We start from the raw sequence: 12,635 nt of genomic DNA, 5'->3' as shown, positions 1-12,635 counted from the left end.
ATTGAATATCCGGGCGGCGCTATACCATGGGCAAAGGATATCGCCATGCGCCCGCTTACCCATTCTGACGTTCAGCCTGTTTCCACCGCGCCAGCGTCTTCTGGCCTGTCTCTGTCATCGGCGGCAGACGCAAATCCCCGCTGGATTGCCAAGGATACACCGGACTTCAAGAGAGCGAGCTGGGCACTGTTTCTGGCCGGCTTTGCCAGTTTCTCGCTGATCTATTGCGTGCAGCCCTTGTTGCCTGCCTTCCGTGGCACCTACGGGGTCAACGCGGCGACCGCCTCCCTCGCACTGTCCCTGACCACCGGCACGTTGGCTTTTGCCATTCTGGCAAGCGGGGCCTATTCGCAGAGCATCGGGCGGCGGGGTGTGATGTTCGTCTCCATGCTTCTGGCGGCCGGGTTCAACTTCGTCGCCGCCGTGGTTCCGGGCTGGCACTGGCTGCTGGCAGCCCGCGCCTGCGAGGGGCTGGTTCTCGGCGGGGTGCCGGCTGTCGCAATGGCCTATCTTGCCGAAGAGATCGATCCGCGGCATCTGGGCAAGGCCATGGGTCTCTATGTGGGCGGCACCGCCTTCGGCGCCATGGTCGGTCGTGTCGGCATGGGGATCGTGAGCGCTCATGCGTCCTGGCAGGCGGCCATGCAGATCCTGGGCGTCGTCTGCCTGCTGGCTGCTGTCGGCTTTGTGCTCCTGCTGCCGCCCTCGCGCAATTTTCAGGCCCGTAAGATTCCACTCCAGGCGCATCTGCAGCTCTGGAAGGGGCACTTGAAGAACCCGGCGCTGGTGCGGCTCTATGCCATTGGCGCGATGCTGACCAGCGTCTTCACCACGGTGTTCAACTACGCGACCTTCCGCCTGACCGATGCCCCCTTTGGCCTCGACACCACTGCGGTCAGCATGATCTTCCTGACCTATGCACTGGGCATGGTGTCCTCAGCCTATGGTGGCCAGCTTGCTGACCGGTTCGGGCGCAAGGTCATGTTGTCGACCGGGTTCTCCGTGGTGCTGGTCGGAGTGCTTCTGACGCTGCCGGACCAGCTTGGCTGGGTGATCGCCGGGATCTCCCTGATCACCATCGGCTTCTTCATCGGCCATGCGGCCGCCAGCGGTGCGGTCGGGGCCAATGCGGGCAACGCCAAGAGCCACGCCTCGTCGCTCTATCTGCTGTTCTACTATATCGGGGCGAGCGTCACCGGGTCGCTTGGTGGCTGGTTCTGGATCCATGGCGGCTGGACGGCTGTGGCAGGCCTGACGGCGGCAGCCGCGCTGACGGGACTTGTGCTGAGCCTGTCCTTCTCCAGAACCGAAGTCTGATCAAGGGTCTGGGTCTTGGCGTCCAGGCTTACGACGCGGGCACCCCAGACGCGCCTTTCCCGTCCGGCTTTGCCATGTTAGGAGACCTGCGAAATCCCGACCTCAAGCGGAGTCTTCGATGCCCGAGATCGTCATTTTCGCAGCGGTTGCCCGCAATGGCACGATTGGCGCGGAAAACCACATGCCCTGGCGGCTCCCCTCCGACCTGAAGCGCTTCAAGGCGATGACGATCGGCAAGCCATCGATCATGGGCCGCAAGACCTTCGTTTCTTTCGGGCGCCCCTTGCCGGAACGGCCCAATCTGGTGGTGACGCGGGATGCCGGCTACGCCCCGGAAGGGGCAGAAGCGTTCACTTCGCTTGAATCTGCCTTGCAGCGTGCGGCAAATCTGGCTCACGAAATGCGGGTCCGTGAGGTCATCATCATGGGCGGCGGCGAGATCTATCGTCAGGCTCTGGCCATGACCGATCGGCTTGAAATCACCGAAGTGGACAGCGCGCCGGAAGGCGACACCACCTTTCCCGAGATCGATCCGAACGTATGGGAAGAAGTGTCCCGCGTCCCGGGAGAGCGTGGCGAAAAGGACAGCGCCGATTTCACGTTCGTCACTTACAAGAGGCGCAAATGAGCGGGATGACCAAACTTGCGACCCTGCCCGAAGGCCTTCATGGACTGTGGGCAGCGTTCGATGACCTGAGCGCCCGGCAGGTTCACGGATTGTTGAAGATGCGCCAGGATGTCTTCATGCTGGAGCAGAACTGCCTGTTCCCGGAGATTGACGGCAAGGATCCGGAGGCCTTGCATTTCCTGCTCATGCAGGAGGATGGCGTCGTCTCCGCAGCAGTCCGCATCTTCCTGGCAGATGATGCTGGTCTGGAAACGCGGATAGGCCGCGTGGTGGTTTCCAAGGCCTGGCGCGGCAAGCGGTTGGGCGATTATCTGATGGCTGAAGCGGTGAAGAAGGTCGGAGAACTGCGGCCCGGTCAGCCAATCCATCTGAGTGCGCAGGCCCATCTCGAGGCCTTTTATGCGGGTTTCGGCTTCCAGCGCAGCTCAGATCTCTACCTGGAAGACGGCATCGAGCATGTGGACATGATCAGGCCCTCTTGAGGCGCGTCTTGTTGTCCCTGCCTGCCATTCTGAGCCGGGAAACAGCCTGGTCCCGGTAAATTGCGGCTGGGTGCGGCAGTTCCGGTCATTTTCTGCAATTAATTGTCGGTTTTGCCTCTGCCGTCTCTTGAAACAGGGCGGCTTTTTTCCCACGTGCCGAGAGGAAAAAAGCAGAGGTCTGGGAGGCCTGCCTTGCGGCGGGGAAAGTCGTGTGCGTTGAACCGCGCCGGTAACCTCCTTATAACCTGCGATGAGTCAGAACAGCCAGGATGAAACCCGGAGCGGAGGCTTATGCCTCGTGTCAAACCGGGCCGGACAGAAGGAAGTCTTGATGCCTTGGAGCAATCAGTCAGGTGGCGGTGGTGGCCCCTGGAAGGGCGGCGGCAACAACGGCGGCCCATGGGGCAGCGGTGGCGGCGGCGGTAATAACGGCGGCCCATGGGGCGGCGGACCGAACCGCGGCGGTGGCAATCAGCCGCCGGACCTGGATGAATTGCTCAAGCGCACACAGGATCGCATGAAGTCGGTCCTGCCGGGCGGTGGGGGCGGCGGTCTCGGCTTTGCCGGCGCTGCGCTTGTCATCGGCGTGGTGGCTGTGATCTGGGCTTCCTCCGGTTTCTACCGGGTCGAGGAAGGCGAAGTCGGCGTCGAGCTGGTTCTGGGCGAAGTGGTTGACCAGACCGGTACCGGTCTGAACTACAACTGGCCTTATCCGATCGGTTCCGTCGAAACGCCGCAGGTCGAACTGCAGCGCGAATTGACTGTGGGTGTTGAGGAAATCATCGCCGGCAGCACGATCCGCTCGCGCGATGTTCCTGCTGAAAGCCTGATGCTGACCGGCGACGAAAACATCGTCGACGTCGGTTTCAAGGTGCAGTGGCGTATCCGGAATACCCGTGAAGGCATCACCAACTACCTCTTCAACATTCAGGACCCGGAAGGCACGGTGAAGGCTGTTGCCGAAAGCGCCATGCGTGAAGTGGTTGGCCGTTCCAAGATCGACTCGATCCTGACGGAAAACCGCGTTTCCATTCAGAATGACGTTCGTCAGCTGATGCAGCAGACCCTGGATTCCTACAACTCCGGCATCGAGATTACCGAAGTCCAGATGCAGAAGGTGGATCCGCCGAACCAGGTGATCGATGCCTTCCGTGATGTTCAGGCGGCCCGTGCCGACCAGGAGCGTATCCAGAACGAAGCTCAGTCCTATGCAAACCGGGTCGTTCCGGAAGCCCGCGGTGAAGCAGCTCGCGTTTCTGAAGCAGCAAATGCCTACCGGGAGCAGACTATTGCCGAGGCAACCGGTCAGTCCCAGCGCTTCCTCAAGATCTATGAGGAATACAAGAACGCTCCTGACGTGACCCGTGAACGTATGTATCTGGAAACCCTTGAAAAGGTTCTGGGTGCGAACTCCAAGGTGATCATCGACAGCGGAGCATCCAGCCAGGGTGTCGTGCCCTATCTGCCGCTCAATGAACTGAACGCTTCGCGTTCCAGCGCGTCCGGCCGTACCGGAGGGAACCAGTAATGCGTAGCGGTATTCTCGTCATTTTGCTCGCCATCGTCGCGGTAGCGGCCTACGCGTGCATGTTCATCGTCAATCCGACCCAGCAGGCCCTGGTTCTGACCTTTGGCCGTATCGACAAGGTCGTTCAGGAGCCGGGTCTGAACTTCAAGCTTCCGTCTCCGTTCCAGAACGTTGTCTATCTGGACAAGCGGATCCTTGATCTCAACATGCCGCCGCTGGAAGCGATTGCCGCGGACAAGAAGCGTCTCGTCGTGGATGCTTTCGCCCGCTACAAGATTTCCAATCCGGTTCTGTTCTATCAGCGCGTTCAGAACGTCCGCGTTGCCAATCAGCGTCTGTCCACGTTCCTGCAGTCTTCGCTGCGTTCGGAACTGGGCCGCACGTCCTTCTCGGCCGTGGTGCGTGACAACCGCTCCGGCGTGATGGAAAACATCCGCCGGGACGTGAGCGCAAGCGCGTCTGAGCTGGGGATCGAAGTGGTGGACGTGAAGATCCGCCGTGCGGATCTGCCGGAAGCAAACAGCCAGGCCATCTTTGGCCGGATGCAGACGGAACGCCAGCGGGAAGCCACCGAGCTGCGCGCGCAGGGTGAAGAACAGGCCCGCCGTATCCGCTCCCGTGCAGATCGTGATGCTGCCGTTCTGGTCGCAGAAGCCAAGCGTGACGCTGAAATCGTTCGCGGTGAAGGCGATGCGCAACGGAACAAGATCTTCGCTGAAGCGTTCAACCAGGACCCGGACTTCTTCGCCTTCTATCGTTCGATGCAGGCGTATGAGGCCGGTCTGAAGCAGGGTGATACGAACCTTGTCCTGTCTCCGGACTCCAGCTTCTTCCGCTACTTCAAGGATCCGCTCGGCGCATCCCCGAAGGCTGAAGACAGCACGGCAGTCCGTTCGCAGGCTCCGGTCTCGGCTGCGCCCGCGCAATGAAGGATCTCATCATCGCCGTGGCGATGGCGCTTGCCCTGGAGGGCACGCTCTATGCGCTGAACCCCGGCGGGATGAAACAGGTGATGCGCAGTGCGCTGGAAACGCCTGACAGGATCCTGCGGATCGCCGGACTTGGCGCCCTGGTTCTGGGGGTGCTGATCGTCTGGCTGGTTCGCGGCTGATCAAAAAGACGGTGCGGCGGGGGATAGACACCCTTGCCGCACCGTTTTTCATTCCGCCCTGCGCGGCCTCTGGGGTAGGCTGGGGCAGGGCAAAAACGAAAGACCGATCTGACCATGGGCGTGAACTGGCTCACTGGTTCCGCTCTGGATGGAGGAATGACCTTATGGTGTCACAGATTTTCAATCAGGGCCTCGTGAAGGCGAAATCCCTGGCTGCCGCGGCGATGGTCGGCGGCATGCTTGCGGTGCAGCCGATGACGGCCGCACAGGCGCAGGGCCCGGTTTCCGTCGCCGATCTCGCCGAAAAGCTCGGCGATGCGGTGGTGAACATTTCGACCGCGCAAACGGTCAAGGCCAAGCGCACGGTTCCGCTTCCCGAAGTTCCGGAAGGCTCGCCCTTCCAGGAGTTCTTTGAAGAGTTCTTCAATCAGCAGAACCGGGATGATGACCGTCCGCGCCGGGTTCAGTCCCTTGGCTCGGGTTTCGTCGTTGATGGCGAAAAGGGCATCATCATCACCAACAACCACGTCATTGAAGGTGCGGATGAAATCACCGCCAACTTCAATGACGGCACCAAGCTGAAGGCCGAACTGATCGGCACGGACGAGAAGACCGACCTTGCCGTCCTGAAGGTCACCCCGGAAAAGCCGCTGACTGCCGTGAGCTTCGGTGACAGCGACAAGATCCGCGTTGGCGACTGGGTGATGGCCATCGGCAACCCGTTTGGTCTGGGTGGAACCGTGACGGTCGGCATCGTGTCCGCCCGGAACCGTGACATCAACGCCGGTCCCTATGACAACTTCATCCAGACGGATGCGGCCATCAACCGCGGGAACTCCGGTGGTCCGCTGTTTGATATGGACGGCAACGTCATCGGCATCAACACGGCGATCATTTCACCTTCCGGCGGGTCCATCGGTATCGGCTTTGCCATTCCGTCCAAGACCGCGACCCGCGTGATTGCCCAGCTTCAGGAATTCGGCGAGACCCGTCGTGGCTGGCTCGGCGTGCGCATCCAGGAAGTCACCGACGACATTGCCGAAAGCCTCGGCATGGCATCTGCCTCCGGTGCGCTTGTGGCTGGCGTCAATGATGATGGTCCGGCAGCTGAAGCCAAGATCGAGCCGGGTGATGTGATCCTGGAATTCGATGGCCGCAAAGTCGCGACCATGCGTGAACTGCCGCGTATGGTGGCCGAGACGACCATTGGCGATGCCGTGGATGTGGTGGTTCTGCGCAAGGGCGAGAAAGTCACGTTGAAGGTCACCGTCGGCAAGCTTGAGGAAGCAGCCGAAGAGGCCAAGGACACCAAGGACAGCGGCAAGAGCGACGACAAGGCAGCTCCGGAAGAAACCGAAATCCTCGGCATGGTTCTGAGCGAGCTGGACGACGCAGCGCGCACAGAGTTCTCCATCGAGGCGGATGTGACGGGCGTTGTTGTTCGCAAGGTCAATCCGGGCAGCTCCGCCGAAGACAAGCGGGTTCAGGCCGGCGATGTCATCAAGGAAGTGGCGCAGGAGCCTGTAGCTACTCCGGATGATGTGAAGACCCAGGTGGAAAAGCTGAAGAAGGACGGCCGCCGGTCGGCCCTTCTCCTGCTCTCCAACCAGTCTGGTGAGCTGCGCTTCGTGCCGGTCCGCATCGAAGACGAGTAAGCCTTCGGATTCTACTTCGTAAACATGAAAAAGGCCGCCTTGTGGGCGGCCTTTTTTGTATCGGGAAGGGGGCACCGGCTGTCGCTGCGAGGAGCGTGCGCGGTCATCAGACCTTCGCGAATTCGCTGGCCGAATAGCCCTGGAAATAGAGCAGGGCGGTCAGATCACCATGGTTGACGCGGGCATCCGCGGCCTCGGCCACGGCGGGCTTGGCATGATAGGCAACGCCCAGGCCCGCACGGCCGATCATGGCCAGATCGTTGGCGCCATCGCCAACTGCCAGGGTCTCCTGGAAGTCCAGACCCTTTTCGGCAACCAGCTCTTCAAGGCGCTGACGCTTTGCTTCCCGGCCAAGGATCGGTTCGCCAACGGCTCCGGACAGCGCGCCTGCGTCTTCCAGCAGAAGGTTGGCCTGGTTCTCGTCAAAGCCGATCTGGCGGGCGATTTCCGAGGTGAAATGGGTGAAGCCGCCGGAGACGAGCGCACAATAGGCGCCATTGGCCTTCATGGTGCGCACCAGTTCCTTTGCGCCAGGCATCAGGGTGATACGGGTCGCCAGCACCTTGCCGATGGCCTCCAACGGCAGGCCTTTCAGCAGGCCAACCCGTTCCCGGAGCGCAGGTTCGAATTCGATCTCGCCGCGCATCGCCCGCTCGGTGATGGCCGCGATGCGGTCCTTGAGGCCGAGTTCGGCGGCCAGTTCGTCAATGCATTCCTGGCCGATCATGGTGGAATCCATGTCTGCGATCAGCAGGCGCTTGCGCCGGCCCTCATTGGACTGCACAAAGACGTCCACAGGTTTGCCATCCAGAAACGCACGGAGCTGGGTTTCCGCCTCTTGCGCATCTGCCCCGTCAAAGGCGATGTCTGCGGCAATACCTGAGTTCAACAGAACCGGGGCGGATGTGGCAGCAAGAATGTCCCGTGCGCCGGCCAGAAGAGCGTCATCGACGGCTGGGCGCAGTGGATTGGAAACAAACGTGGCAATGAGGGACATGGGCGCGACCTTGATTGAACAGAAGGCACCGTCCGCGCGACGGTACCGCGCCGTTCTGATAGCGGGACCGACGGCCAGCGGCAAGTCGGCATTGGCGATCGAATTGGCCCGGCGCTGGAATGGCACCGTGATCAACGCCGATTCCATGCAGCTTTACCGGGAGCTGACCATCGTCACGGCCCGTCCCTCTGCCGAAGAAGAGGCCATGGCGCCTCACCGGCTTTACGGTGTCCTGCCGTCCTCCGAGGCTTTTTCCACCGGGGCCTGGCTGCGCATGATGGCAGTGGAGCTGGAGCGGACCTGGGAAGAGGGGCGGCTTCCCATTCTCGTCGGCGGCACCGGCCTCTATTTCAAGGCGCTGACCGAAGGCTTTGCCGAGCTGCCGGACATTGATGCCAGCGTTCGCGATACGTGCCGCGCTCTGGCCGCAGAAGGGGGGCTGGAGGCGGTGCGTGCTGCGCTTGCGCCTCTGGATGAAGCCGCTGCAGAGGGCCTTCAGGATCTCCAGCGCCTGACCAGAGCTCTGGAGGTGGTGCGCTCTACTGGAAAGACCCTGGCTGCCTGGCAGGCGGAAGCCCAGAGTGAGGCCTTGCTCGATCCTGTGGACTGTCTCTGCCTGGTTCTGGCACCGCCGCGCCCCTGGCTGCATGAACGGATTGCCCGCCGGGCAACCTTGATGTTGCAAAGCGAAGGCATCCGGGAGGTGGAAAACCTGCTTGCGCTGGATCTGCCCGCTACATTGCCGGCCATGCGCGCCATTGGCATCAAGGAAGTTGCAGAGCTTCTGGCAGGCGGGATTGATGCGGATGAGGCCGAGCGGCGGCTCACCGTTGCCACAAGGCAATATGCCAAGCGGCAGGAGACATGGTTTCGCAACCAGATGGGAGACTGGCTCCGCCTCGATCCTTCCGGACAGACTGCTTCTGAGCTGGCTGACAAGATTAGCTGACTGAAGGCCGAAGACATCCTTTGGTTGTGGAATTGGATTGTGCGGCGCACCCTCGCATTTGCGAGCAAGTTGCTGAAAATTCGTGCAATTCTGGAAAAGTTAAAGAATCTTATCCAACTTGCCTTTGAGTTTTCACAATCATGGGTTAGACCATCCCCATGGCAGGAGGAGGCCATGACGCGATAACTGCGACTTCGATGCTCATCGGGCAGGAAGGTCGTGAGAGAGGCTAGCCTGTGAACGGACGGTTTGCAGGACGCCCGCCGTCAAAGGGAGGCAATCCATGAACGATATCGTTCTGGTCCGGGGGGGCATCAGCCTTCACCCGTTTTCGGACGAGGACCTTCCTCTCGTCCTGGATCATCATTCTGATCCCGAAGCGCACCGGTTTCTGTCTGGCAATGCCCGTCCCTGGGACGAGCGGCAAGCAGAACTCTGGTTGTCCCGTACTCTGGAAAACCAGGCGCGGCACGGGTTCAGCACTTTCAAGGTTACCTTGCGCCAGCAGCGCGTGCGTGAGGCATATCCTTCCGTCGCCGCCCGGCTTGACCTGTCCGAAGGTCAGGTTGCAGAGAAGGCGGCCTCTTCCATCCGCACAGGCCCGCAGTTTCTTGGCTGGGCGGGTTTCGTGCCGATTGAAGAGACCTCGGAAATCGGTTTGAGCTACAGCTTTTCCCGGGCGGCCCGGTCTCTCTATCCGACGATTGCGCGGGATATCTGTCAGGGGCTGACCGACTGGTTTTTCGAGAATACCTATTTCTCTCATCTGGTGGCGAGCTTCCGCACGGATGACAGAGATGGCCGGGATATGGTGTCAAAGCTGGGCTTCACCTACCGGGAAAGCAGCCGGATTGACGGAAGTCCTTGCGACCTCTTCCAGCTTCTCAGCCCTTCCATGCGCAGCTATGTGATGAGTGCCTGAGCTTTTTTCCCTGTTTCAGTGTCGGCATGAATTGTTTCGGCACAGAGGACGGGCTGGCTGATCAGTTAGAACTCAATCACCCTTGAAAGCATCAAATCGTGAAGGGCTGGATGTCATCCCTGCGAAGGCAGGGATCCGGTAAGCATTTGAGGTAAATGCCTTTTTCAAGATCCCACTCTACGGGATACTGGATCCCGGTCTTGGCGCTTACGCACCAAACCGGGATGACAACGAAGAGAAAATTCTTAGTTAGAACCAAAAAAGGGCGCCAAGTGGCGCCCTTTCTGTTTTCGGCAAGTGAAGGGATGGCCTCAGACGGCCTGCAGCGCGCCCGGGTTGGAGCTCTGCTGGCGCAGGTTCAGCTTGTTGAGGGCCGAAACATAGGCGCGGGCAGAGGCCACGAGCGTGTCCGTGTCGGCGCCCTTGCCGGTGGAAATGCGGCCGCCAGCTTCCAGACGGACGGACACTTCTGCCTGTGCGTCGGTGCCTTCGGTCACGGCATGCACCTGGTAGAGCGACAGCTTGGCGTCATGCGGCACGATGGACTTGATGGCGTTGAAGGTGGCATCCACCGGGCCGTCGCCATTGGCTTCCTTGGTGATGTGCTGACCGCCGACATCCATGGTCAGGATGGCCTTCTGCGGGCCACCCGTACCAGCGATAACCGTCAGGGCGATAACGCGGGTCTGATCGCTGGCGATGGAGATTTCGTCCTCGACCAGGGCTTCGATGTCCTCGTCATAAACGTGCTTCTTGCGGTCGGCCAGATCCTTGAAGCGGCGGAAGGCTTCCTGCAAGGCGTTGTCGCCCAGTTCGTAGCCCAACTCCTTGAGCTTGTCCTTGAAAGCGTGGCGGCCGGAGTGCTTGCCCATGATCAGGGAGGTCGCACGGACCCCGACATCTTCCGGGCGCATGATCTCGTAGGTTTCCGCGTTCTTCAGCATGCCATCCTGGTGGATGCCGCTTTCATGCGCGAAGGCGTTCTTGCCGACGATGGCCTTGTTGTACTGAACCGCGAAACCGGAGGCGCCAGCCACCAGCTTGGAGGCGCGGGTCATGAACTTCGGCTCCACGCCGCATGAATAGGGCAGGACGTCGCCGCGGGTGCGGATCGCCATGACGATTTCTTCCAGAGCCGCGTTGCCTGCCCGTTCGCCGAGGCCGTTGATCGTGCATTCGATCTGGCGCGCGCCGCCAGCCACACCGGCCAGGGAGTTGGCGACAGCCAGGCCCAGGTCGTCATGGCAGTGAACGGAGAAGATCGCCTTGTCCGCGTTCGGCACCCGGTTGCGGATGTCCATGAACATCTGCTTGTACTCGTCCGGCGTTGCATAGCCGACCGTATCCGGCAGGTTGATCGTGGTGGCGCCTGCCGAAATCGCAGCTTCCACGGCGCGGCAGAGATATTCGATCGGCGTGCGGGTCGCGTCCATTGCGGACCATTCGATATCATCGATCAGGTTGCGGGCGCGGGCAACGGTGTCGGTGATGATGTCGAGCACCTGCTCTTCCGACTTGTTCATCTGGTACTTCAGATGGATCGGGGAGGTGGAGACAAAGGTGTGAATGCGGCCGCGCTGGGCGTGCTTGACGGCTTCGCCGCAGCGGTCGATGTCCGCATGAATGGCGCGGGCCAGGCCAGCGATGACAGAGCGCTTGGAGTTCTTGGCGATCTCGGCAACGGCCTCGAAGTCGCCGTTGGAGGCGATCGGGAAGCCGGCTTCAATGATGTCGACGCCCATCTCGTCGAGGATTTCCGCAATCTGCAGCTTTTCTTCGAGGGTCATCGAGGCGCCGGGCGACTGTTCGCCGTCGCGCAAGGTGGTGTCGAAGATGAAGACCTTGTCGTTTTCGCTGCCGTTCTGAGTGGCGGTCATGGGATGTTTCCTTCCGGTGGATCGGCGGGCTGTGCGGTCTGTGCTTGCACGTGAGGTGCCTCTGCCCGATCAGTGTCTTGAACTGGTGGCTTTGCTTTTTTCTCCCCTAAGTGCCCGTCCGCAAGATACGGATCAGCCAGCGCTCAGGGGCAGCTAAGCAGAAGAAGGTCAGCAAGAAGAAGGCCGCCGCGCGTGAGGTGCGCGTCGTTGAAAGAACCGGAGGTGTCGCGCAGCGCGATCATCGGTGTTTCAGGGCCTTTTACGGATGCTCATCGAATGCGCCGAGGTTGGCGAAAAGAAGTGAGCGAACAGTTACCGGAAATTCTTTTAGAGGACAGAATTTCGGGATGCAACCGTTTTGACCTTGAAAGCGCGTCTCTTTAATCTGCTGATAAGCGAAAATGATGCGGGTCGTACGGAGCAGGGGAATGCTCCGGAAACGCTTGCAAAACGTGGGAGGACAGATGGCCGAGACAGATCCCAGGGTTCAGGCTTTCTTTGATGCCGACGAGCCTTTCAAAGACGAGTTGCAAGCGCTGAGAGGGATCTTGCAACGTGCTCCCCTGAGCGAAACCTTGAAGTGGAAGTCGCCTTGCTACACTTGGGAAAATGCCAATGTGGCGACGATCTGGCGCTTGAAGGACCATTGTGCTTTGGCCTTCTTCAAGGGCGTGCTCTTGAAAGACCCGGAAGGGCTTCTGCATGCGCCGGGTGAAAACTCGCAGACAATGCGCAAGTTCATCTTCAAAGACGTGAGGCAGGTCGCTGCCTTTGAACAGGTGATTGTGTCCTATGTGGAAGAGGCAATCAGTCTTGAAAAAGCAGGGGTGAAGGTCCAGCAGAACCGGCGAGATCTGGTGTATCCGGAAGAGCTCGTTCAGCGTATGGAGCAAGACGACGCTTTCAGGGAAGCCTTTGAAGCGCTGACGCCGGGGAGGCGGCGCGGGTATCTTCTCCACTTCTGCGAGGCGAAGCAGAGTGCCACGCGGGTTTCACGGATTGCCAGGCACACGGAACGAATTCTGATGGGCAAGGGCATGCACGACAAGTGAAACCGCCGGATCCCCAGTTGGCCTAAAGGCAGGGGACTATTCGGAGATATGGTCCCGGGCAGATTGGCTCGAACCAGGTTCGATCTCCCTCCGCCTGGGACCAAGGCCTTTGCCCGG

Annotated in this window: 12 protein-coding genes; 10 read left to right on the top strand and 2 right to left on the bottom strand. The window is 60.5% G+C overall.

Going from position 1 to position 12,635, the window contains the following annotated elements:
* Positions 1-45 precede the first annotated feature (45 nt).
* The 7 genes from BUA94_RS10225 (at position 46) to BUA94_RS10195 (ending at position 6,721) form a co-directional block, all read left to right on the top strand.
* On the top strand, positions 46-1,317 hold the full coding sequence (locus BUA94_RS10225; protein ID WP_073012594.1) for an MFS transporter: 1,272 nt from the start codon (positions 46-48) through the stop codon (positions 1,315-1,317).
* Positions 1,318-1,435: 118 nt separating this feature from the next.
* On the top strand, positions 1,436-1,945 hold the full coding sequence (locus BUA94_RS10220; RefSeq protein WP_073012591.1) for a dihydrofolate reductase: 510 nt from the start codon (positions 1,436-1,438) through the stop codon (positions 1,943-1,945).
* Positions 1,942-2,427 carry a GNAT family N-acetyltransferase gene (locus BUA94_RS10215; RefSeq protein WP_328586295.1) on the top strand — a complete coding sequence of 162 codons (486 nt, stop codon included), beginning with the start codon at positions 1,942-1,944 and terminating at the stop codon, positions 2,425-2,427. Before BUA94_RS10220 ends, BUA94_RS10215 begins: the two co-directional genes overlap by 4 nt.
* A 331-nt stretch (positions 2,428-2,758) precedes the next feature.
* Entirely contained in the window at positions 2,759-3,955 is a 1,197-nt protein-coding gene (gene hflK / locus BUA94_RS10210; protein ID WP_073012587.1) for an FtsH protease activity modulator HflK, read from the top strand.
* The gene (gene hflC, locus BUA94_RS10205) at positions 3,955-4,884 is read left to right on the top strand and encodes a protease modulator HflC (protein WP_073012584.1); all 930 of its coding nucleotides are present in this window, start codon (positions 3,955-3,957) and stop codon (positions 4,882-4,884) included. The genes hflK and hflC overlap by 1 nt, the downstream gene beginning before the upstream one ends.
* A complete protein-coding gene (locus BUA94_RS10200) occupies positions 4,881-5,066 on the top strand; it encodes a DUF2065 domain-containing protein (RefSeq protein WP_073012581.1) in 186 nt (61 codons plus the stop codon). The genes hflC and BUA94_RS10200 overlap by 4 nt, the downstream gene beginning before the upstream one ends.
* Before the next feature lie 164 nt (positions 5,067-5,230).
* The gene (locus BUA94_RS10195; protein WP_139251078.1) at positions 5,231-6,721 is read left to right on the top strand and encodes a DegQ family serine endoprotease; all 1,491 of its coding nucleotides are present in this window, start codon (positions 5,231-5,233) and stop codon (positions 6,719-6,721) included.
* 106 nt (positions 6,722-6,827) lie between these two features.
* On the opposite strand, the gene serB is transcribed toward BUA94_RS10195, so the two are convergent.
* Complete coding sequence (gene serB / locus BUA94_RS10190; RefSeq protein WP_073012578.1) at positions 6,828-7,718, bottom strand: phosphoserine phosphatase SerB; 891 nt, start codon at positions 7,716-7,718, stop codon at positions 6,828-6,830.
* Between serB and miaA the strand changes: the two genes are divergently transcribed.
* Both miaA and BUA94_RS10180 read left to right on the top strand, forming a co-directional pair.
* Positions 7,708-8,667 (top strand): tRNA (adenosine(37)-N6)-dimethylallyltransferase MiaA, encoded by a 960-nt coding sequence (gene miaA, locus BUA94_RS10185; RefSeq protein ID WP_235860570.1) that lies wholly within the window; start codon positions 7,708-7,710, stop codon positions 8,665-8,667. The two genes, serB and miaA, sit on opposite strands and share 11 nt — an antisense overlap.
* A gap of 283 nt (positions 8,668-8,950) precedes the next feature.
* Positions 8,951-9,589 (top strand): GNAT family N-acetyltransferase, encoded by a 639-nt coding sequence (locus BUA94_RS10180; RefSeq protein ID WP_073012572.1) that lies wholly within the window; start codon positions 8,951-8,953, stop codon positions 9,587-9,589.
* Between the two features lie 311 nt (positions 9,590-9,900).
* Here BUA94_RS10180 and BUA94_RS10175 read toward each other — a convergent pair whose 3' ends face one another.
* Positions 9,901-11,466: a 2-isopropylmalate synthase gene (locus tag BUA94_RS10175; RefSeq protein WP_073012569.1), complete on the bottom strand. Its 1,566-nt coding sequence runs from the start codon at positions 11,464-11,466 to the stop codon at positions 9,901-9,903.
* A gap of 464 nt (positions 11,467-11,930) precedes the next feature.
* Here BUA94_RS10175 and BUA94_RS10170 point away from each other — a divergent pair, with 464 nt between their 5' ends.
* The gene (locus BUA94_RS10170; protein ID WP_073013808.1) at positions 11,931-12,518 is read left to right on the top strand and encodes a YdeI/OmpD-associated family protein; all 588 of its coding nucleotides are present in this window, start codon (positions 11,931-11,933) and stop codon (positions 12,516-12,518) included.
* The last annotated feature ends 117 nt before the right edge of the window (positions 12,519-12,635 follow it).

Source organism: Roseibium suaedae (assembly GCF_900142725.1).
Classification (GTDB): domain Bacteria; phylum Pseudomonadota; class Alphaproteobacteria; order Rhizobiales; family Stappiaceae; genus Roseibium; species Roseibium suaedae.
Note: the sequence above shows the minus strand (reverse complement) of the source record. Positions and strands in the feature narration are given on the sequence as shown.

Bases quoted from the DNA above. Each gene is read 5' to 3' on its own strand.
- hflC (WP_073012584.1), top strand. From the start codon at position 3,955: ATGCGTAGCGGTATTCTCGTCATTTTGCTCGCCATCGTCGCGGTAGCG.
- BUA94_RS10195 (WP_139251078.1), top strand. From the start codon at position 5,231: ATGGTGTCACAGATTTTCAATCAGGGCCTCGTGAAGGCGAAATCCCTG.
- BUA94_RS10200 (WP_073012581.1), top strand. From the start codon at position 4,881: ATGAAGGATCTCATCATCGCCGTGGCGATGGCGCTTGCCCTGGAGGGC.
- BUA94_RS10220 (WP_073012591.1), top strand. From the start codon at position 1,436: ATGCCCGAGATCGTCATTTTCGCAGCGGTTGCCCGCAATGGCACGATT.
- BUA94_RS10225 (WP_073012594.1), top strand. From the start codon at position 46: ATGCGCCCGCTTACCCATTCTGACGTTCAGCCTGTTTCCACCGCGCCA.
- BUA94_RS10215 (WP_328586295.1), top strand. From the start codon at position 1,942: ATGAGCGGGATGACCAAACTTGCGACCCTGCCCGAAGGCCTTCATGGA.
- BUA94_RS10170 (WP_073013808.1), top strand. From the start codon at position 11,931: ATGGCCGAGACAGATCCCAGGGTTCAGGCTTTCTTTGATGCCGACGAG.
- BUA94_RS10175 (WP_073012569.1), bottom strand. From the start codon at position 11,466: ATGACCGCCACTCAGAACGGCAGCGAAAACGACAAGGTCTTCATCTTC.
- BUA94_RS10180 (WP_073012572.1), top strand. From the start codon at position 8,951: ATGAACGATATCGTTCTGGTCCGGGGGGGCATCAGCCTTCACCCGTTT.
- serB (WP_073012578.1), bottom strand. From the start codon at position 7,718: ATGTCCCTCATTGCCACGTTTGTTTCCAATCCACTGCGCCCAGCCGTC.
- miaA (WP_235860570.1), top strand. From the start codon at position 7,708: ATGAGGGACATGGGCGCGACCTTGATTGAACAGAAGGCACCGTCCGCG.
- hflK (WP_073012587.1), top strand. From the start codon at position 2,759: ATGCCTTGGAGCAATCAGTCAGGTGGCGGTGGTGGCCCCTGGAAGGGC.